This is a genomic window from Pseudomonas fragi (assembly GCF_025426255.1).
Taxonomy (GTDB): domain Bacteria; phylum Pseudomonadota; class Gammaproteobacteria; order Pseudomonadales; family Pseudomonadaceae; genus Aquipseudomonas; species Aquipseudomonas kulmbachensis.
On sequence record NZ_CP104861.1, the window covers coordinates 4,758,417 to 4,778,122 of the forward strand.

The 19,706-nt window shown below is 57.8% G+C and carries 19 protein-coding genes; 7 read left to right on the top strand and 12 right to left on the bottom strand.

The window, feature by feature from the left end:
• Positions 1-23: 23 nt before the first annotated feature.
• The 3 genes from N7D90_RS21930 to N7D90_RS21940 form a co-directional block, all read right to left on the bottom strand.
• Entirely contained in the window at positions 24-1,034 is a 1,011-nt protein-coding gene (locus N7D90_RS21930) for an AI-2E family transporter (RefSeq protein WP_261739940.1), read from the bottom strand.
• 245 nt (positions 1,035-1,279) lie between these two features.
• Positions 1,280-1,561 (bottom strand): PsiF family protein, encoded by a 282-nt coding sequence (locus tag N7D90_RS21935; protein WP_261739941.1) that lies wholly within the window; start codon positions 1,559-1,561, stop codon positions 1,280-1,282.
• Between the two features lie 64 nt (positions 1,562-1,625).
• Positions 1,626-2,411: an AraC family transcriptional regulator gene (locus tag N7D90_RS21940; protein ID WP_261739942.1), complete on the bottom strand. Its 786-nt coding sequence runs from the start codon at positions 2,409-2,411 to the stop codon at positions 1,626-1,628.
• Between the two features lie 96 nt (positions 2,412-2,507).
• On the opposite strand from N7D90_RS21940, the gene N7D90_RS21945 reads away from it, so the two are divergent.
• Positions 2,508-3,383, top strand: coding sequence for a DMT family transporter (locus tag N7D90_RS21945; RefSeq protein ID WP_261739943.1), 876 nt, complete (start codon positions 2,508-2,510; stop codon positions 3,381-3,383).
• Between the two features lie 124 nt (positions 3,384-3,507).
• Here the strand turns inward: N7D90_RS21945 and N7D90_RS21950 are convergent, their stop codons facing one another.
• Positions 3,508-5,574, bottom strand: a complete 2,067-nt coding sequence (locus tag N7D90_RS21950; RefSeq protein WP_261739944.1) for an AsmA family protein — start codon at positions 5,572-5,574, stop codon at positions 3,508-3,510.
• A gap of 254 nt (positions 5,575-5,828) precedes the next feature.
• On the opposite strand from N7D90_RS21950, the gene N7D90_RS21955 reads away from it, so the two are divergent.
• The 6 genes from N7D90_RS21955 to N7D90_RS21980 all read left to right on the top strand — a co-directional run bounded on the left by N7D90_RS21955 (position 5,829) and on the right by N7D90_RS21980 (position 10,153).
• A complete protein-coding gene (locus N7D90_RS21955) occupies positions 5,829-6,101 on the top strand; it encodes a hypothetical protein (protein ID WP_261739945.1) in 273 nt (90 codons plus the stop codon).
• A gap of 162 nt (positions 6,102-6,263) precedes the next feature.
• On the top strand, positions 6,264-6,896 hold the full coding sequence (locus N7D90_RS21960) for a TetR family transcriptional regulator (protein ID WP_046809184.1): 633 nt from the start codon (positions 6,264-6,266) through the stop codon (positions 6,894-6,896).
• A gap of 161 nt (positions 6,897-7,057) precedes the next feature.
• Positions 7,058-7,558, top strand: a complete 501-nt coding sequence (gene ureE, locus N7D90_RS21965; protein ID WP_261739946.1) for an urease accessory protein UreE — start codon at positions 7,058-7,060, stop codon at positions 7,556-7,558.
• Positions 7,555-8,229: an urease accessory protein UreF gene (locus N7D90_RS21970; RefSeq protein ID WP_261739947.1), complete on the top strand. Its 675-nt coding sequence runs from the start codon at positions 7,555-7,557 to the stop codon at positions 8,227-8,229. The genes ureE and N7D90_RS21970 overlap by 4 nt, the downstream gene beginning before the upstream one ends.
• Positions 8,230-8,238: 9 nt before the next feature.
• Entirely contained in the window at positions 8,239-8,850 is a 612-nt protein-coding gene (gene ureG, locus N7D90_RS21975; RefSeq protein WP_261739948.1) for an urease accessory protein UreG, read from the top strand.
• 169 nt (positions 8,851-9,019) lie between these two features.
• The gene (locus N7D90_RS21980) at positions 9,020-10,153 is read left to right on the top strand and encodes an AGE family epimerase/isomerase (RefSeq protein WP_261739949.1); all 1,134 of its coding nucleotides are present in this window, start codon (positions 9,020-9,022) and stop codon (positions 10,151-10,153) included.
• 116 nt (positions 10,154-10,269) lie between these two features.
• On the opposite strand, the gene N7D90_RS21985 is transcribed toward N7D90_RS21980, so the two are convergent.
• The 8 genes from N7D90_RS21985 to N7D90_RS22020 form a co-directional block, all read right to left on the bottom strand.
• Positions 10,270-11,175 carry a cation diffusion facilitator family transporter gene (locus N7D90_RS21985; RefSeq protein ID WP_261739950.1) on the bottom strand — a complete coding sequence of 302 codons (906 nt, stop codon included), beginning with the start codon at positions 11,173-11,175 and terminating at the stop codon, positions 10,270-10,272.
• A 70-nt stretch (positions 11,176-11,245) separates the two neighbouring features.
• Entirely contained in the window at positions 11,246-12,013 is a 768-nt protein-coding gene (locus tag N7D90_RS21990) for an SDR family oxidoreductase (RefSeq protein ID WP_261739951.1), read from the bottom strand.
• 862 nt (positions 12,014-12,875) lie between these two features.
• The gene (locus N7D90_RS21995; protein WP_261739952.1) at positions 12,876-13,592 is read right to left on the bottom strand and encodes an ABC transporter ATP-binding protein; all 717 of its coding nucleotides are present in this window, start codon (positions 13,590-13,592) and stop codon (positions 12,876-12,878) included.
• Entirely contained in the window at positions 13,589-14,464 is an 876-nt protein-coding gene (locus tag N7D90_RS22000; RefSeq protein WP_261742507.1) for an ABC transporter ATP-binding protein, read from the bottom strand. The genes N7D90_RS21995 and N7D90_RS22000 overlap by 4 nt, the downstream gene beginning before the upstream one ends.
• Positions 14,465-14,475: 11 nt before the next feature.
• Positions 14,476-15,759, bottom strand: coding sequence for a high-affinity branched-chain amino acid ABC transporter permease LivM (gene livM, locus N7D90_RS22005; protein ID WP_261739953.1), 1,284 nt, complete (start codon positions 15,757-15,759; stop codon positions 14,476-14,478).
• 2 nt (positions 15,760-15,761) lie between these two features.
• Positions 15,762-16,676 (bottom strand): ABC transporter permease subunit, encoded by a 915-nt coding sequence (locus tag N7D90_RS22010; RefSeq protein WP_261739954.1) that lies wholly within the window; start codon positions 16,674-16,676, stop codon positions 15,762-15,764.
• 236 nt (positions 16,677-16,912) lie between these two features.
• Entirely contained in the window at positions 16,913-18,049 is a 1,137-nt protein-coding gene (locus N7D90_RS22015; RefSeq protein ID WP_261739955.1) for a branched-chain amino acid ABC transporter substrate-binding protein, read from the bottom strand.
• A 363-nt stretch (positions 18,050-18,412) separates the two neighbouring features.
• Positions 18,413-19,696 (bottom strand): NAD(P)/FAD-dependent oxidoreductase, encoded by a 1,284-nt coding sequence (locus N7D90_RS22020; protein ID WP_261739956.1) that lies wholly within the window; start codon positions 19,694-19,696, stop codon positions 18,413-18,415.
• Between the last annotated feature and the right edge of the window lie 10 nt (positions 19,697-19,706).

Genomic DNA, 19,706 nt, shown 5'->3' on the forward strand with positions numbered 1-19,706 from the left:
GCTACGAGGATGTGCGTTAACCGTTAAACCAACCCCACCTGCTTCAACTCGCTCTTCAAATACGCGTAGTAAATCGGTCCAGCCACCACACCCGGCAGGCCGAAGGCTGCCTCAAATACCAGCATCGCCAGCAGCAATTCCCAGGATTTGGCGCTGATCTGCCCACCCACGATTCTGGCGTTGAGAAAGTATTCCAGCTTGTGGATAACGATCAGATAGCCCAACGCGCCCACCGCCACCCAGATCGACAACGACAGCCCGACGATGGTGATCAAGGTATTGGAGATCAGATTACCGATCACCGGCAGCAAGCCCAGCAGGAAGGTCAGCACGATCAGGGTTTTGGTCAGCGGCAGGTGTACACCCAGCAGCGGCAGGATCACGGCCAGGAAGATCCCGGTAAACGCAGTATTGAGTAGTGCGATCTTGATCTGAGCAAACACGATATTGCGAAACGCCTGTACCAGCAGGTGCAAACGTTCGAACAGAGCAGCCGACAGCGGCTTGCGGCGGCTGATATCGGGAATGCTCTGCAAGGCCATGATTGCCCCCAGCACCATGCCGATCAGCAAGGTCACGAACATGTGCGCAGCGTCTTTGCCCACCAGTTGCAAATCGCTGAGGTGCTTATTCATCCATTCGCCAATGGCGACACGAAACTCTGCTGCGCTGGCTGGCAGGTAGCTGTCCAGAAACGGCGGCAATTGCCCGCGTGCCCGGTCAACCACGACCATGAATTTATTCAGTGAGGCACCTGGGTTTTCGGCTTCATGCAGCAAAAAGCTGATCGCCCCGGCAAAGATCAGCGCCAGCACACTGACGATTACCGTGCCCAGCAACGCCACCGCCAACCAGCGCGCACGTCGCCCGGCAATCAGGCGCTGCAATTGGGGGGTGAGCATGTTGACCAGTTCGAATACCAACAACCCGGCCAGCAGACTGGGCAACAAACGCAAAGGAAAAACCAGTAACAGGCCGCCAGCAATGATGATGTAACTGGCCAATATGATGTGACGCTGAGAAAACGTTGGCATACAGCCTCAAAACTGACAGCGTGAAAGGACAGGCAGTCTGCCAGCCTTCGGCGGGGAGCACTAGAATTTCAAACTTTACCGTAGCAGCTGCCGAAGGAACGAGGCTGCGTTCGGCGGCGCAGCCGTCGTAAAATCAGGCACTGCGGTGCACCAGTCAAACCCGGCTCTCAGGGTTTACGACGACTTCGTCGCCGAACCCAGCCTTCGTTCCTCGGCAGCTACGAGATACGTGCAGGCCTTTGAAGCTATTTTTTCTTCAGGCAATCACTCATAAAGGCTTTGCGTGCGTCACCCTTGAGGGCTTGGGTGCCAGCCGTAGCGTTGCAGGTTTTCATCTTGTCCTGCTGGGTTGCCGGTTTGGCTTTGAGGCAGGTACTCATAAAGGCTTTGCGCTCATCCCCCTTGAGGGTTTTTGCACTGGCGTCAGCGTTACAGGTGGTCATTTTGTTTTGTTGAGCGGTGGCCGCAAAACCTTGGGAACACAGCAGCAAACCGATCAACAGCAGAGGCACACGCAGCATTTTCATGGAGTTTTCTCCTTATTGGCGCGCCAGATTGCAGCGCGATCTCCTGAAGTGTAGACAAACTCTGTTACAGCACACGTGCTTGGCGCCGATACTGCTCTGGCGTACACCCGGCCTGACGCGCAAACATTGCGATAAACGCCGATGAGGTGCTGTAACCCAGATCAAACCCCACGTCCTGCACGCTGCGTGCAGACTCCAGCGCCTCGATCGCCGCCAGAAAGCGCAGGCGCTGACGCCACTCGCCAAAACTCATGCCCAACTCGCGTACAAACAGCCGCGCCAGCGTGCGCTCGCTGACATGTACCTGCTGCGCCCACTGGCCTAACGATCGGTTATCACCAGGTGCCTGTTGCAGCGCCTGGAGCACCTGCAACAAGCCTGGATGGCTGGCATAGGGCAAGTAGCACTGATGCACCGGTGCCTGGCGCAATTGGTCGACCAGCACCTGCGCCAGACGAATATCCGCCTCGCTCTCAGGGATATTGATATCGCGACGGGCGAAGTCGCTGAGGATGGCCTTGAGAATATCGCTGATGGCCAGGGTTACCGGGGTGCTCGGCAAGTGCTGACAATGAATGGCATCCAGATACACCGAACGGTAAACAATCGCCTGAGCGTTATAGGCACTGTGCTCGGTGTTGGGCGGGACCCAGACTGCGTACTGCGGCGGCGACATAAAGCGCCGACCATCGACCTCAAAGCGCATCACCCCGTGGGCCACGTAATCCAGTGAACCCCAGGCATGCTCGTGCGGTACGGCATGGCTATGGGCTTCGATCTCGGCGTAGCGAAAGTAAACCGGCGCAGGCAAGCCATCAAATTCGGGGACGCTGATCAGATTCTTGCGCATGTGTCTGGATTCGGCATGAGGTTGGCTGGATCGAAGTATAGGCTTGCAGACAGACAGGCGGATAATCAGCGCTTATTAATTCTGTAGTTGTCACTGATGCAATACGCCTATCCCCTACTGGCCATTTTTATCTGGGCCGGCAATACCGTTATCAACAAACTGGCTGTAGGAGCGATCTTTCCGTCCGAGATCGGCTTTTACCGATGGCTGCTGGCTGGCCTGCTGTTTACCCCGTTTATGCTCAAGCCGGTTATAGCCAATTGGCCTGTTATCCGCCCCAATCTAGGCAAGATCTTCGTCCTCGGCGTGCTGGGCATGGCCGTGTACCAAAGCCTGGCTTACTACGCGGCGGCCAGAACTTCAGCGACCAATATGGGGATCATCCTGTCATTGATGCCGCTGATGGTGCTGGCCATGTCGATCATCAGCCTGGGGCAACGCTTGACTGCCGGGGCATTGGTGGGGGCCATCGTGTCGTTTGCCGGGGTACTGGTGGTGGTATCGAGCGGCAGCCTTGCCGCCTTGCTCGATCACGGCCTTAACCTGGGCGATGCGATGATGCTGATCGCCACCCTGGCCTATGCGATTTACAGCACCTTGCTGAAGAAATGGCAGTTGCGCCTGCCACCGCTGCAAATGTTGTATATGCAGGTGCTGGTGGCAATTGTGGTGTTGTTTCCGCTGTACCTGGCCTCCCCCAAGGTCGGCCCGACGGTGCACAACATGGGGCTGGTGCTTTATGCCTGTGTGCTGGCGTCAATGATCGCGCCGCTGGCCTGGATGAAAGCCGTGGCCACACTTGGCCCGAGCCGCACCACGCTATTTTTCAACCTGCTGCCTCTGATTACCGCGCTGATTGCGGCGCTGGTATTGAAAGAGCAGTTGCATGCCTACCACCTGATTGGCGGTGCGCTGACGCTGGGCGGGGTGATTCTTTCGGAGCGCTGGACTACGCCACTTCGAAAAACCTGAGAACACTTCTGAACCCACAACCTGTAGCCGCTGCCGCAGGCTGCGATGGGCAGCGCAGCGGCCCTCGAAGGGCCTACGGCCCTTATCGCAGCCTTCGGCAGCGGCTACATTAGTTCTGCAGTGTTTACTTCACCGTTTTAGGCACTTTGCCCTGCTGCATTTGTTGCAGCAGCGGTGCGCACTGGTTAGGTTCGCCGCCGCTTGGCGCAACCAATGCCAGCAACCCTGCCGCCGGGCCTGCAATCACTCCCAACGCCACCATGCCTGCACCACGCAACAGCAACGGCACCGCTTGCACACCCGCCGACGGGTTGGCGAAGGTGCCGCGCACATACAGCGGTGAGCGCAACGAGAACAGACGCAGGCCTTTGGACTCAGGGGTGATCTTCAAGTCGAGCTGTTCGGTGGCCAGGTTGATCGTGCCGTCGATGTAGATAATCGCGTTCTCGGTATCGAACACGAACAACCGGGTGCTGGCCAGACCACTCTTGATCCCCAGGTCTGCTGCTGCGCAGTTGATCTTGACGTCTTCGTCGCCAAAGATTTTGCCCACCACATAGTTACCCACGTTCAACCCGGCAATTTCCATCAGGCTGCGGCTGATGGCGCCGTCATTGATGATCATTTTCAAATCACCATTGGCGGTGCCCAGCAACTTGGCGACCGAATTGCCGGTGCCGGCAATCGTGGCATCACCATTGAGTTCGCCGAAGCTGGTTTTCATCGGCTCAAAGGTGGGGAACAGCTGCTTGAGCTTGAAGTTACGGGCAGTCAATTTGGCGCTGCCTGTCAACGGCGTGACACGGCCATTGAGTCGAATCTGCGCATCCAGCTTGCCGCCTGCCACGCCAAAGCGCAGCGGCTCAAGGCTCAGCTCACCGTCATTGAGCACAAGATGAGTGTAAAGGTCGGTAAACGGCAGCTCCGCACTCTGCACGATGCGCTTGCCGGTGAGTTCAACGTCGGCATCCATGTCGCGCCAGCGCTCGGTGCGAAACTCTTCGACCGGCAGTACCTTACCAGCCGGTTGTTTGCTCTCGCCGCCACGGGCTTTTTGTTTGGTGTTGGAGTCAGCACCAATCAGCGGCGCCAGGTCAGCCAGCAGCAATTGGTTGGAGACCAGCTTGCCGGACAACTTTGGCCGCGGCTGGCTGGCCAGGTATTGCAGATCGCCGTGAATATCACTGCTGCCGATCTTGCCGTTGAAATTTTCATAAGTGAAGGTCGCACCACCCGGCTCATGCAGCTTGGCAATCAAGTGCCCATCGGTTGAGTACGCCGGCGAATCGGGCAAGGTCACGCCGGTCAGCGGATACAGGTTAGCCAGGCTGGTGCCGGACAGCTTCAGGCGCAGGTCCAGCGCCCCAAGATTCAATGGGTCAGTCAGGGTCCCGGCAAGCGCCACCTGGGTATCGGCAATGCTGACTTGAGCTTGCAGCGGGAAAGGCTGATTGGCATCTTGCAGCGCCAGCAGGCCGCCGATTTTGCCAGCGCCGCTGAGTTTCTGGCCGTGGTACTGGCCTTTGACCTTCAGGGCGAACACATAGTCTTGCGGCTTGGCGCCTTTCTCAATGACCTTTTTCGCGTCAGTTTCGCCGACGATTTCGCTAAACGGGATCGGCTTGCCCAATGGGTCAATCAACACATCCAGCTGAGTTTTGAGGATCTGGTCATTGAGGGTCACGTGCCCCTTGTCGAACCCAATGGCACCGATATCCAGCGTCCAGCTCGAGGGCTCGGCGTTCGGGTCCTTGGGGTCGAAGGTAAAGGTCCAGTTCGCCCGGCCATCAGCCAGCCGTTCAAGGCTGGCGCTGGGCTCGGTCAGGTTGATACGCGGGATATCCACGGTTTGGGTCAGCAGCGCCAGCGGCGACAGGCGTAGCTCTACTTTTTTCAGGCTGGCCATTTGCGGGGTTTTCGCCCACTCGGGGTTGCCCAGCGTCAGGTCCTGAGCGATCACATGCGGCCACGGCACCCAGGCACGCCAGCCTCCTTCGTCCTCTTCACGCTGCCAGCGCACAGCCAGGTCACCGTTAATGGCAAACGGGCGATGAAGGACTTCAGACACTTTGGTGTTGATGGTCGGCTTGATGCGGTTCCAGTCGAAAGTAGCGAGAACCACCACCAGCACAGCGACCAGCAGAACGAATACAGAGCCTGTCCAGGCAAGGGTTTTACGGGTGCGCGTCATGTCACGGCTCCTTGATTACGACTGAACGTCCCAGTTACGACGCCTGTAAATGTACGACTGGCAAAGACGTCTCAAGGTTTAACCCTGCCACGTCTTTCGTGAAAAAAACCTCAAGAACCGCAGGCTAGAGCCACCGATCCTGAACAATCAATTCTGTCGATTATCACCATTGGCCGTATGAACTTTGATATCCGGTAGCCAAGCGTAGCATTGCCACCACACCTACTTGATTGCACTGCTACGGAGCACACACCATGAAACGCCCAGTATTGTTTGGTCTTTCCCTTTCACTTATGGCCTTCAACGCTTTCGCTATGCCTGCCGACGAAGAGCCAACCCCAATGGTACAGCCTGCATCAAGCACTCTGAGCCAACCGCTCAACCCGGTTGCTGAAGACGGCGCACAACGTACCCTTGATCAGCAAAAAAGCGTTGCTGAAGATGGCTACGATCGCACCCCAAGCAATCAGTTTGTTGCCGAAGGTGGCGCTGATCGTTTGGCAGAAAGGAATCAACGTGCCAGCTAAATCGATCCATGTAGTCGCTGCCGCCAGGCTGCGATAAGGGCCGCAGGACCTTCAACATCCTGGGGCTGCTACGCACCCCATCGCAGCCTTCGGCAGCGGCTACAAGGGATTGATCAAATTTGCTAGAGTGCGCCGCTGTACTTGTCTGGAATACCAGCCCCGATGCTCCCTCGCGCCGAACAGAAACAACAAACCCGCCTTGCGCTGATGGATGCTGCCCGCCACTTGATGGAGTCGGGTCGCGGCTTTGGCAGCCTGAGCCTGCGCGAAGTCGCCAAAACGGCTGGCATCGTGCCCACCGGCTTTTATCGCCACTTCAGCGACATGGACCAATTGGGCCTGGCGCTGGTCAGTGAAGTCGGCCAGACTTTTCGCGAAACCATTCGCCTGGTGCGTCACAACGAACTGTTCATGGGCGGCGTGATCAACGCCTCCGTGCGTATTTTTCTCGACGTGGTCGAGGCCAACCGCTCGCAGTTTTTGTTTCTGGCCCGCGAGCAGTACGGCGGTTCCCAACCGGTTCGTCAGGCCATTGGCGCCCTGCGCGAAGACATCACCTCGGACCTCGCAGCAGACCTTGGCTCCAAGCCAAAATTGCAGCATCTGGACCACGCGGGCCTGACCGTGATCGCCGATCTGGTGGTCAAAAGCGTGTTTGCCGCCCTGCCCGATGTCATCGACCCGCCTGCAGACACCCTGCCCGACCACCTGCAACCCCAAGCCAAAATCAGCCAACAACTGCGCTTTATCTTTATCGGGCTCAAGCATTGGAAAGGCTTGGGTAGCACTGAATAATTGCAAGCGCACCCTGTTGGTGCGCCATGGCACCCATTACGCACTAATTTAGAACAGCTTCATCTTCCTGCACTCTTTTTGGGCCTGCATTTGCGGTCTACACCCGGGTTGGCAAGCCCCTTGCTCTGACCCAGGTAATGTCAATTGCAGGAAGCTTTCCGATGTTGGTGATTCATCGCAGAATCCAGGCCCACCCCGTGTGGAGCGCCGAGCTACACCTCAACTTCGAAGCCCGTAGCAAGAGCCGCCTGCGCTGCTTCAGCAGCAGTGGCGAAGATGTCGGCCTGTTCCTTGAGCGCGGTCAGGCGCCCTTGCATGACGGCGAATTTCTCCAGGCCCAGGACGGGCGCATCGTGCGCGTCTGCGCCAGCCCCGAAAAACTGCTGCATGTCACCTGCAGCAATGCCTTTGAATTGACCCGCGCTGCCTATCACCTGGGCAACCGTCACGTCGCCCTGCAAGTGGGTGATGGCTGGTTGCGCCTGCTCGATGACTACGTGCTCAAGGCCATGCTCGAGCAGTTGGGCGCTCACACCGAAGCCATTGAAGCGCCGTTTCAACCGGAACACGGCGCCTACGGCGGCGGTCACCACCACTCCCGTGCGGGCGAAGAAGACTTCAACTACGCCCCGAAGCTGCATCAGTTTGGTGTGCGCTTGTGAACCCGGCCTGGGCGCTGCTGCGCCTGGCCAGCCCGCAGTTGCCGATTGGCGGCTACAGCTACTCCCAAGGGCTGGAAATGGCCGTCGAGAATGGCAGCGTAGGTGATCCGGTCGCGGCTTCACGCTGGATCAGTGATCAACTGCTGCTCAATCTGGCCCGTTTCGAAGCGCCGTTGCTGCTGGCCCATTGCCAAGCAGCGGCCGATCAGGACTGGAGTGCCTTGCAGCGCTTGTGCGATGAGCATCGCGCCAGCCGTGAAACCCGTGAGTTGCATCAGGAAAGCCGGCAAATGGGCTACTCCCTGCAACAATTGCTCACTGGTTTGCCGGAACTGGACGAGCCCGCGCGGATGTTTCTCGCACAACAGACTGAACCGCATCTGGCGCTGGGCTGGGCATTGGCTGCCCGCGCCTGGAGCATCAGCCCACAGGATGCGCTGGCTGCCTGGCTCTGGAGCTGGCTGGAAAACCAACTGGCGGTGCTGATGAAAACCCTGCCATTGGGCCAACAGGCAGCCCAGCGCATGACCAGCGAGTTGTCCCCCGCCTTGCAGCAGGCACAGCAACACGCCAGTACTCTCGACTTATCCCACTTGGGCAGCGCCGCTTTCGGCCTGTCATTGGCGAGCATGGCCCACGAGCGCCAGTACAGCCGCCTATTTCGTTCCTAGGAGAATGTAATGAACACACAGCCTTTGCGAGTTGGCATCGGTGGCCCGGTGGGCTCCGGCAAAACCGCACTGACCCTGGCCCTGTGCCTGGCATTGCGCGAAAAGTACAACCTGGCTGTCGTGACCAACGACATCTACACCCGAGAAGATGCCGATTTTCTAGTGCGCAACGAGGCGCTGGCTCCGGAACGCATAATTGGAGTTGAAACCGGTGGTTGCCCGCATACGGCGATTCGCGAAGATGCGTCGATCAATCTGGAAGCCGTGGATCAACTGAACCGACGTTTTCCGGGGCTGGACCTGATTCTTGTGGAGTCGGGTGGGGATAACTTGTCGGCGACTTTCAGCCCGGAACTGTCCGACCTGACGATCTACGTGATCGACGTGTCGGCGGGGGACAAGTTGCCGCGCAAGGGCGGGCCGGGAATCTGCAAGTCGGACTTGCTGGTGATCAACAAGATCGACCTGGCGCCGCTGGTGGGCGCGTCGCTGGAACTGATGGACAGCGACACCCGACGCATGCGCGCAGACAAGCCGTTTGTGTTCAGCAACCAGAAGACCGGGCAGGGCCTGGACACCATCGTGGCGTTTATCGAGCGTCAGGGGTTGCTGGTCAAATAGTGCTGAAATCATCTGTGGGAGCGAGCCTGCTCGCGATGGCCGCGACGCGGTACATCATAAAAACGCAGTGATGCCATCGCGAGCAGGCTCGCTCCAACAGAGTTGAGATCATCCAGGAATCACGGTGTATCATGTCGCGCAAACGCCCCAGCCGTGACGACGCCCGCCGATGCCTGATGTAGCCAGCTCCGACTTCCCGCTTGAACTGACCGCCACCTTTGCGGCAGTGCAGCAGCATTTTCGCCAGGTCATTGTGCCGCTCTGGCAAGGCCCCGGCTGGAATGCCGAACTGGCGTTGCCCTATGAGGCCCTGAGCCCCGAGCACCAGCCGTTGCCACCCCAGCGCTACCGCGCCATGGCCTGTGCACGTCAACTGTACCTGTTCGCCAGCCTGATCGACGACCCGGCCTTCCCCGGCGCGGCGGAGCGCGCAGCTCAGTTGTTTCGCTCGCTGCACCAGCATTTTCACGACGCCGAACACGGTGGCTGGTTCTACAGCATCGACCCTCACGGCGCGCCGCTGGATCAACGCAAAGACCTCTACACCCACGCCTTTATCATCTTCGCTTGTGCCCATTACTGGGCCAAAGTGCGCGAACCGCTGGTGGAGTCGGCGCTCAATGGCGCATTGCAAGTGGTAGCCGAGCGTTTCAGCGATGGCGACGGTCTGTATGAAGCCAACCTGGACCGGGACTGGTCATCACTGGGCAGCGGCCCGTTGCAAAACCCGTTGATGCACTTGGCCGAAGCTTTTTTGGCCACCCTGTCGGTCCGCGACGATGCCCCGGTACACGCCGCACTGCTGGCACTGGCGGCGGGCATGCAGCAGCGGTTTATAGAGCCTGTGCATAACGTCATGCTGGAAAAACCGCACGGGGCTGTGGATAACTGGTTTGAGCCAGGCCATCAGTTTGAGTGGTTCTTTTTGCTGCAATCTTCGCCCCTGCTGCGCCAGACCCCGCTACACGGGTCGCTGGATCGCGCCTTTGGCTTTGCTGAGCAGGTGGGGGTCGATCCACAGAGCGACGCGGTCTGCGGCATGCTGGCCGCCGATGGCAGCCTGCGTGATGGCACCCAGCGTATCTGGGCACAGGCCGAGTACCTGCGCGCACTGACCTTACGCCCGGACAGCCAGCCACGCCTGCAACGCCAATTGCTGGCGCTGCAACAGAACTTTTTACATGCCGGTGGCTGGTATGAATGCCGGGATGGCGCGGGCAAGGTCAGCCGCGAAGATATGCCGTCGACCACGCCGTATCACCTGGCGACGTGCTACAGCGGGTTGGCGCAATTCCTCAGCTAACACTAACAACTGTGGGAGCGGGCTTGCCCGCGCTTCAGGCGACCCGGTTTATCAGATAAACCGCGCCGATCCGATCGCGAGCAAGCCCGCTCCCACAAAACGTTACTTGCCTTGAGTTACGCAATCCACTTGCGGTCGCCGGTAAAGCTGATGGTCAACCAACGTGCACTGTCAGCCGCCCCCAGCAGTTCGGATATTTCTTCGCGCAACGCATCAAGCGTCTTCACGCTGATCAGTGGATAACCTGCTGGCAGCACGATATGAATCTCGATGAACCGCGCCCGCCCATGCTTTTGCACATAGGTTTTGTAGCCTTCAAAACCATGGCGCGCCGACATGTCCTCCAGCACGTCCCGAACCTTGTCATCGAGCTTGTCCGGGGCAATGCCCAGTACGTCACGCAAGGCCGGTTTAAGGATTTTGAACGCCGGGGCCAACATGCTCAGCGCCAGCAAAATCAGGATTGCCGGGTCAACGTAAGCCGCCCACTGTGCATAACCCTGCTGCTTGAGCACCAGCGCGGTGACGAAACTTATCAACAGCCCCACCGACAGCATCGCGTCCACCAGCCAACTGATGTTATCGAACTGGATCAAGGTTGACTTGAGCTTGCGGTTTTTGCGCCGTACCCAGAAGTAATAGGCGAACTCGATCACGGTAAACACCGCCGCGTAGACGATCACCATGCCCAATTCGATGTCGCGCCCGCCATTGATAATGCCGAACACGCCGTTAAGAAATGCGTAGATCGCAATCAATAACAGGAAGCTGCCTTCAATCAGCAGCACCATTGGCTCTAGGTGCCAGAAGCCGAACTGGAAACGCTGGTTGCTTTCCTTGGCGATCAGTTGCGCTGTGATCAGCATCAACACTTTGATAAAAGTTGCGATCAAAGAGAAAAAACCATCGAACAGGATGGATTCGGAACCCGAAATAAAACCCGTTGCGATGCCAGCAATGGCCACCGCGAACATTAGAACAGTCGATTGTTTGAGCAGTTGCTGCTCACCACGGTTACTCACAAAAACTCCTTTTCAGCCCGATTGAATGCGACCCCCTCAGGAGGTCGCAGGTGGGCTGCCAGGCGTGAGTTTACTCCTTGGTATGGCGTTCGATGGCAAAACCGCTCCAGGACTGCGTAACGGGCATCAGCTCAAGGCGGTTGATGTTGATGTGCGCCGGGGTGTTGAGTACCCAGAAAATGGTCTCGGCGATGTCCTGGGGCTGAATCGGTTCGGCGCCCTGGTAGGTCGCGTCGTACCGCGCCTTGTCGCCGCCGAAGCGCACCATCGAGAATTCGCTCTCGCACAGGCCCGGCTCAACGTTGCTGACTCGCACGCCAGTGCCCTGCAAGTCGCAGCGCAGGTTCAGGGAGAATTGTTTTACAAAAGCCTTGGTGCCGCCATACACATGGCTACCGGGGTACGGGTAGCTGCCAGCGATAGAACCCAGGTTGACGATCCCGGCACCGCGTCCGTAGGCAATCAGGCGTGGCAGCAGCAAGCGGGTGGTGTAAAGCAGGCCCTTGATGTTGGTGTCGACCATGGTGTCCCAGTCGTCGAGATCACACTTGGGGGCCGGGTCGGTTCCCAGCGCCAGGCCAGCATTGTTGATAAGCCCACGCAACTTGCTGAACGAGGGCGGCAGATCGGCAATCGCCGCCTCCATCGCCGCACGGTCACGCACGTCTACCACCAGGCCATGGACCTCGGTCTGCTTGGACAACTCTTCGCACAGTGCCTTCAAGCGATCTTCGCGCCGACCTGTCAGCACCAGTTTCCAGCCTGCCTGTGCAAACTTGCGCGCACACGCCTCACCAAATCCGGAAGTCGCGCCTGTAATAAACAGGGTGGAAGTCATCGTGTTCTCCTTGGCTGGCGGGCATCGGCCGCCGTTGAATTGGACGTTGAGCAGAATGCCCCGGCTGGGTTCCAGCGGCAACCCGGTCATGCTGGCGGACTTTAACTGTACAAAAAACGATCAAACTCCGACAAGCCATGATGCATAAGGCCTGGAGCCATATGCGCTCACCTTATCCACAGGCCCGTCCACAGTCTTTGGGTGTAAGTCGAAAATGCTCGAAGCCGCTATTCACAAGGGGTAGAGCACAGAACGAGGTGTTTTTAACTTGACCTGAACCTGCCCCACATGCACACGCCCCAAAAGGGTGCAACCAGGTAAAACCCGGCACATAGCCACAGGCCAGTAATTACGCCGTCTAGCGCATTCTTTCCAGAGTTTAACCACAGACTTATCCACAGGTTAGTCATGTATTTCGAGCGCTCTTTAAAACTAAACAAACCTGTTGACAAATCACCGGAGCGGCCAAGCAAAAACCACTGATCGAAAAATAACCACACCGCTGGACACCGTGTAAGTAAAGGCCTACAGCCAACTACTCCCACGTTACCCACAGCCACCTCCACAGCAAACGGGGACAAGTCAAATTGATGACAAAACAGGCAATTACAGCGTCTTTATGTCGCGGTTTCACAGAGTTGAAATAATGTTTTCCACAATTTGCGGCGGGGCTATACGGAGAGGAAATTGTCGAACAAAAAACATGAGGGATAAGCAACTTGCGCAATTGTGTAGCCGCTGACGCTACAGAGATACTTCAAGCGTGGGAGCGAGCCTGCTCGCGAAGATCATTCGCGAGCAGGCTCGCTCCCACAGGGGGCTTGACCTGGAATAGAGTATCTACAGGGTTTAGGCAGTTCGGTCAGTGCCCACCCAGATAGGCGTTGCGCACTTCGTCGTTACTCAGCAGCTCCTTGCCGGTGCCGGTCAGGCGGATTTCACCGTTGACCATTACGTAGGCGCGGTCCGATAAGCGCAGGGCGTGGTTGGCGTTTTGCTCCACCAAAAAGATGGTCATGCCGGTAGTGGCCAGCTCGCGCAGGGTGGCAAAGATCTGCTTCACCACAATCGGCGCCAGCCCCAGGCTAGGTTCATCCAGCAACAGTAGCTTGGGGCGGCTCATCAATGCGCGGGCGATGGCGAGCATTTGCTGCTCGCCCCCGGACATGGTCATGGCCCGCTGGTTACGCCGCTCCTTGAGCCTTGGGAACAACTCGAACATGCGCTGCATGTCTGCGTCGGCATGTTTGTCACCAATGGGGATGGTGCCCATCAGCAGGTTTTCTTCCACCGACATGTCTGGAAACACGCGACGGCCTTCCGGCGACTGGGCGATGCCGTTGGAGGCAATGTAGTGCGAGGACTTCTGGGTGATGTCCACGCCCTGATAAATGATTTGCCCGCCGCTGGCCCTGGGCTGGCCGAAGATCGACATCAGCAGCGTAGATTTACCCGCGCCGTTGGAGCCGATCAGGCTCACGGTTTCGCCCTCTTCGATGTGCATCGAGACTTTTTTCAGTGCCTGGATCGGACCGTAGTGGACATCCAGTTCCTTGAGTTCGAGGATCGTGCTCGTCATATCAGCTCCTCTTCGTCTGCGCCGAGGTAGGCAGCAATCACTTTCGGGTCGTTACGAATAGCCTCAGGCCCGCCCTCGGCGATCACGTTGCCGTGGTCGAGCACCACGATGTGATCAGAAATACTCATGACCATGCCCATGTCGTGCTCGATCAGCACCACGGTAAGGTCGTGTTCGTCACGCAGCAGGCGAATCATCCCGCTCAGCGCTTCGGTTTCCTGTGGGTTAAGACCGGCTGCCGGTTCGTCCAGGCAGATGATTTGCGGACGCGTACACATGGCCCGGGCGATCTCCAGACGCCGCTGTTGGCCGTATGACAATTCACCGGCCAAGCGGTTGGCGCAGTCCACCAGATCCACTACCTCCAGCCAGTAAAACGCATGGTCCAGCGCATCGCTTTCGGCCTTGCGATAGCCCTTGGTGTTGAGGATCCCGGCGAGCATGTTGCGGTTGACCCACATGTGCTGGGCCACCAGCAGGTTTTCCAGTACCGACATTTCCTTGAACAGGCGAATGTTCTGGAAAGTTCGTGCCAGACCCGAGCGGTTGACCAGATGTGTACCACCGAACATTTTGTAGTACAGCCGACTGGCGAACGCCTTGGGCGATACAAAGTCGGTCAGCTTGAACGGCTCGCCCAGCAGCTTGATCACATTGGTACGTGCGCCCCGGGCATTGAGTTCGATCCTGCCGCCGCTGGCCTTGTAGAACCCGGTCAGACAGTTGAACACCGTGGTTTTACCGGCACCGTTGGGGCCGATCAAGGCAAAGATCGAGTTGCGTTTAACCTTGAGGCTGACATCACTCAGGGCTTTGATCCCACCGAAATGCATCATCAGCTTGTCGACCGAAAGCACCACGTCGTCTTTCATGATGGGCTCATTCATGGCGCGACTCCCTTGCGTGGCGTAACACCGACACGGCTGATCCGGATCAGGCCTCGCGGTCGCCAGATCATCATCAACACCATTAAGACACCAAACAGCAGCACCCGATACTCGGCAAAGCTGCGCAGCAATTCAGGGGCCACGGTCAGTACGAACGCAGCAATTACCACACCCACCGTCGACCCCATGCCACCAAGCACCACAATCGCGAGGATCAGCGCCGACTCAAAGAAGGTAAACGAGGACGGGTTAACAAAGCCCTGGTAGCTGGCGAAGAACACCCCGGCCAGACCTGCCGTAGACGCGCCAATGGTGAACGCCGAGAGTTTGACCAGTACATGGTTAAGCCCCATGGAGCGGCAGGCGATTTCGTCTTCGCGCAACGCTTCCCAGGCACGACCGATCGGCATGCGGGTCAATCGATGCTTGATGTACAGCACCAGCAGCACCACCAGAAACAGCACGATGTAGATAAACAGGAATTTGATGTTGGGGTTGTAGTCCAGGCCGAAGAACTGATGAAACGGCACCCCGCCTTCTTTGGCAACACGGCCAAATTCCAGCCCGAAAAACGTCGGTGAAGGCACCGGCATACCGTTGGGCCCACCAGTGAACGACAGCCAGTTGTTGAGTATCAGGCGAATGATTTCACCAAAGCCCAGGGTCACGATGGCCAGGTAATCCCCATGCATTCGCAATACCGGAAACCCGAGAATGCACCCCGCCATCGCCGCCGTAATGGCCGCCAGCGGCAGCACCGACCAAAAGCCCAGCCCCAGATACTGATAGCCCAGCGCCAGGCCATAAGCACCGATGGCGTAGAAGGCCACGTACCCCAGATCGAGCAAGCCCGCCAACCCGACCACGATGTTCAAGCCCAGGCCGAGCAGCACGTAGATCAGGCCGAGGATCACCACGGTCAGGATGTATTTGTTGGCAAAAAACGGGAACACGATGGCAATCACGATCAGCAGCGGCACGATCCAGCGCAGCCGCGATTTGTAATCGGGTGGCAGCACGTGCACACCAGAGCCGGTGGACTCAAAGCTCTGAAGAATTTTCAGGCCCTTGGACGTTTGCAGGAACAGGCTCAGGACAAAGCGTCCCACCATCACAATCGCCACCAGCCAGCCAACACGCGCCGGCTGCAGGTTGAAGCTATAGCCGTCGAGCACTACCCCCACGATCGGTCCGAACACAATCAATGAAATCAACCCGGCAAGGATCGAGTCGATAACGCTTTTTTTGATATCAATTGGTTTGTTAATGGCTGCAGACATACTTACACCTTCGCCACGAGAGGACGACCCAGCAGGCCTTGGGGACGGAAAATCAGAATCAGCACCAGCAGTGAGAAACTGAACACGTCCTTGTAATCCGAGTTAACCAACCCGGCAAAAAGTGACTCGGAAATACCCAGGATGATCCCGCCGAGCATGGCGCCAGGCAATGATCCAATCCCGCCGAGCACGGCAGCAGTGAACGCCTTGATGCCAATAATAAAGCCGGCATAAAAGTCGAACGTGCCGTAGTTCATGGTGATCAACACACCGGCCAACGCGGCCATGGCAGCGCCGATCACAAATACGTAGGAGATCACCCGGTCGGTGTTGATCCCCAGGATCGAGGCCATCTTGCGGTCTTGTTGGGTGGCGCGGCACATGCGGCCCAGCTTGGTGTACTTGATGATGTAGGTCAGCAGACCCATGCCTACGAAGGCTGCAATCAGAATGAAGACTTTGGTGTAGGTGAGTTGTACAAAACCGGTGCCAATATCCACGCGCCAGGAACCGCTAAGGAGGGTCGGAACCCCCTGTTGACGCGAGCCTTGGGCAATTTGCACGTAGTTTTGCAGGATCAGGGAAATACCGATGGCGCTGATCAGCGGCGCCAGCCGTGTGGAGTTTCGCAGAGGTTTGTAAGCCACGCGTTCGATGACCCAGCCATACACGCCAGTCACCACTACGGTGAAAACCAAGGTGCCCAACATCAGTAGCGGGAAGGATTCAATACCGAAGTATGCCAACAGAGCCAGACTGATCGCCGCGAGGTAAGCAGAGATCATGTACACCTCGCCATGGGCGAAGTTGATCATGCCGATGATGCCATAGACCATTGTGTAGCCGATGGCGATCAGGCCGTAGACAGACCCGAGGGTCAGGCCGTTCAGCAGTTGCTGTAGGAAAATACCATCCATAACGCAATCTCACGCACTTGAGCCGTTGCGCAGACGCAAGCCGTCCACGCCGTCAGAGGACAGCTTGGCTGGCAGGGTGTACGCGACTCCTGGAAAAGAAGACAGGTGATGCCGATTTGCCTCCGATGCCCTTGGATCCGGAGGAGCTGGCGCAGGCTGCGATCTTTTGAGTGTTTAAAAGATCGCAGGCTTGGCCAGTTCCTAAGGAATCAGGGAATCAGCAGGAGCGATCTATCTCACTTCTGTTTTTCCAACTGGTGATATTTGCCGCTTTTGTCCCACTGATAAACCACGTAGTCAGAGACTTTCAGGTCGCCTTTGCCGTCCCAGGCTTTTTCACCCATCACGGTTTTAACCGGGTTGGCCTTGAGCCACTTGGCTGCGTCTTCACCTTTATTGGATTTAGCGCCATTGAAGGCGTCAGCCAGGGCCTGGATCGAAGCATAGGCATACAGGGTGTAGCCTTCTGGCTCGGTGCCGGCTTTGCGGAACTCTTCAACCACCACCTTGCTGTCCGGCAGCAGGCGCGGGTCGGCGCCGAAGGTCATGTACACGCCATCGACATACTGCGGGCCACCGGCAGTGGCCACCAACTCGTCGGTCACGATGCCATCGTCCGACATGAATTTCACATCCTTGAGACCCGCTTCACGCAACTGGCGGACCAGCGGACCGGCTTCTGGGTGCAGACCACCGAAATACACGACATCAGCACCGGCGCCGCGGATTTTTGTGACCAGCGCGCTAAAGTCTTTCTCACCCCGGGTCAGGCCTTCTTCCAGAATAGGTTTCACGCCGCGTTTGGTCAGCTGTGCACTGGTGGCATCGGCCAGACCTTTACCGTATGTGTCCTTGTCGTTGATGACTGCTACTTTTTTGCCCTTGAGCACGTCGACAATGTAGTCGCCTGCAACGATGCCTTGCTGGTCATCACGCCCGCACATACGGAACACTGCATCCAGCCCACGCTCAGTGACCTGCGGGTTGGTCGAGCCCGGCGTGATCATGATCACACCCGCATCGGCATACACCTCGGAAGCAGGAATGGTGTTCGAAGAGCAGAAGTGACCGACCACACCGATCACTTTGTCCTGATCGACCAGACGGTTGGCCACGGCCACGGCCTGCTTGGGCTCACAGGCATCGTCGCCAGCAACCAGCTTGATCTTCTCGCCGTTAATCCCGCCCGCCTTGTTGATTGCATCCGCAGCCGCCTGCGCACCCTTCATGTACTGCTCACCAAATGCCGCGTTGGCGCCGGTCATCGGGCCCGCCACACCAATTTTCACATCTGCCTGAACAAACGAGGACACGCCCAAAGCAGCAGCCACTGCGAGGGCCAGAAAACCTTTCTTGTAGAACGTCTGCGACATGAGGTGGTGCTCCTGAGGTTTTTTTAGTTGGCACTGCGACTTCACATAAAGCGCTGAGCAAGGCGCGTGCCATTGGTTTTTTATTCTTAAAAAAGCCGCTGTGTTGTTGTTATATCGACTGTTTCGGGCCCATTTTCATTGGGCGTGCAACCGTCTAAACCGAGGAAGGTGAAACCATTGTTTATTTGCTGGCGCCACCCATCGCAACAAACGTTGCAACCGGGTTGCCCTGCACTGTGCAACCGCCCTGTAACCCCGTGCGTCACCGAACTGCACACTCTCGGTGCGTAACTGCTACAGGCCGCACCATTAGAGGCTAGTCGCTACACGAAGAAACGCGGTGCCATCCAGAAAAAAACCCCGTCAGATCACAATTCTTAAACATTGTCCGGCGTGATACAGCGAAAAACCGGCTTCGTATAAACAGCTGCGTAGCCCCGTGCCAGACAGTGGTCGCATTGGCGCAAAAGGAATCGGCAAAGCCTTGGCATCGCCACTGCACAAGTAGTCGGCAAACGCTTTGCCCACCACACTGCCAGTAGTCACGCCCCGACCGTTGTACCCGGTAACTGCCACCAAACCGGGTGCTGGCTCGAACAAACGCATCAAGTGATCAGGGGTAAATGCGATACAACCGGTCCAGGTGCATTCCCACTCCACGCCCTTGAGGTACGGGAAGTAGTGCTGTTGCACACGGTCGGCCCAGGCTTTGAGAAACCAGGCAGGCTTTTGATTGCCATTGCCCAGGCTGCCCAGCAATAAGCGGCCCTCGGCATCGCGGCGGATGCTGCTCAACACCTGCCGGGTGTCCCATGAGCCCTGACCGCCGGGCAAGATCCGGGCGGCAGTGGCGTCAGTCAGCGGCTTGGAGGCAACCTGGTAGTAGTAACCGGGGAAAAAGTTGCGGCGTAAGTCAGTCCATTCGCCTTCGGTGTAGGCATTGGACGCCAGCACCACCTGTTCGGCATTCACCGCACCCAGTGCGGTTTGTACCGACCAGCGCTGGCCCTGGCGCTCAAGCCCGGTTACGGGCGAGTGATCAAACAAGCGCCCGCCCAGATCACCGGCAGCCTTGGCCAAGCCCGAGGTGTAGGCCATCGGGTTGAGGGTTCCCGCGCGACGGTCAAGCAAGGCAGCGGCAATTTTGGTGGTGCCGGTGGCGGCTTCGCACGCAGCACCGGTGAGTAATTCCACAGGCGCCCCGCGGCGCTTCCATTGCTGCTCGCGGCTGCGCAGATCGGCTTCGCCCTTGGCGTTATGGGCCATGTGCAGTGTGCCTTCGCGGCGCAACTGGCAGTCGATGCGGTATTTATCGATCAGGCTGAATACCAGCGCGGGCGCGGCACCGAGCATGCGATTGAGCTGGCTACCGACCGCTTCCCCGAAACCGGCTTCAATATCATCCGGCGCGATCCACATCCCGGCGTTAACCAGTCCTACGTTACGACCCGAACCGCCATGCCCGGTGCGATGCGCTTCGAGCACACATACACTTTTGCCCTGCTCAAGCAAATGGATGGCGGCTGACAGGCCGGTAATTCCGGCACCAATCACACAGACATCAACGCTGAGTTCACCCTTGAAAGTGGGCGCCTGAGGGCGTTGTGGGGTGAGGTTTTCCCATAGACATTGTTCTTGTAGAGGCATTGCCAAGCTC

Excerpts from the sequence above, each read along its gene's own strand:
- N7D90_RS21930 (WP_261739940.1), bottom strand. The coding sequence starts at position 1,034 with ATGCCAACGTTTTCTCAGCGTCACATCATATTGGCCAGTTACATCATC.
- N7D90_RS21935 (WP_261739941.1), bottom strand. The coding sequence starts at position 1,561 with ATGAAAATGCTGCGTGTGCCTCTGCTGTTGATCGGTTTGCTGCTGTGT.
- N7D90_RS21940 (WP_261739942.1), bottom strand. The coding sequence starts at position 2,411 with ATGCGCAAGAATCTGATCAGCGTCCCCGAATTTGATGGCTTGCCTGCG.
- N7D90_RS21945 (WP_261739943.1), top strand. The coding sequence starts at position 2,508 with ATGCAATACGCCTATCCCCTACTGGCCATTTTTATCTGGGCCGGCAAT.
- N7D90_RS21950 (WP_261739944.1), bottom strand. The coding sequence starts at position 5,574 with ATGACGCGCACCCGTAAAACCCTTGCCTGGACAGGCTCTGTATTCGTT.
- N7D90_RS21955 (WP_261739945.1), top strand. The coding sequence starts at position 5,829 with ATGAAACGCCCAGTATTGTTTGGTCTTTCCCTTTCACTTATGGCCTTC.
- N7D90_RS21960 (WP_046809184.1), top strand. The coding sequence starts at position 6,264 with ATGCTCCCTCGCGCCGAACAGAAACAACAAACCCGCCTTGCGCTGATG.
- ureE (WP_261739946.1), top strand. The coding sequence starts at position 7,058 with ATGTTGGTGATTCATCGCAGAATCCAGGCCCACCCCGTGTGGAGCGCC.
- ureG (WP_261739948.1), top strand. The coding sequence starts at position 8,239 with ATGAACACACAGCCTTTGCGAGTTGGCATCGGTGGCCCGGTGGGCTCC.
- N7D90_RS21980 (WP_261739949.1), top strand. The coding sequence starts at position 9,020 with ATGCCTGATGTAGCCAGCTCCGACTTCCCGCTTGAACTGACCGCCACC.
- N7D90_RS21990 (WP_261739951.1), bottom strand. The coding sequence starts at position 12,013 with ATGACTTCCACCCTGTTTATTACAGGCGCGACTTCCGGATTTGGTGAG.
- N7D90_RS21995 (WP_261739952.1), bottom strand. The coding sequence starts at position 13,592 with ATGACGAGCACGATCCTCGAACTCAAGGAACTGGATGTCCACTACGGT.
- N7D90_RS22000 (WP_261742507.1), bottom strand. The coding sequence starts at position 14,464 with ATGAAAGACGACGTGGTGCTTTCGGTCGACAAGCTGATGATGCATTTC.
- livM (WP_261739953.1), bottom strand. The coding sequence starts at position 15,759 with ATGTCTGCAGCCATTAACAAACCAATTGATATCAAAAAAAGCGTTATC.
- N7D90_RS22010 (WP_261739954.1), bottom strand. The coding sequence starts at position 16,676 with ATGGATGGTATTTTCCTACAGCAACTGCTGAACGGCCTGACCCTCGGG.
- N7D90_RS22015 (WP_261739955.1), bottom strand. The coding sequence starts at position 18,049 with ATGTCGCAGACGTTCTACAAGAAAGGTTTTCTGGCCCTCGCAGTGGCT.
- N7D90_RS22020 (WP_261739956.1), bottom strand. The coding sequence starts at position 19,696 with ATGCCTCTACAAGAACAATGTCTATGGGAAAACCTCACCCCACAACGC.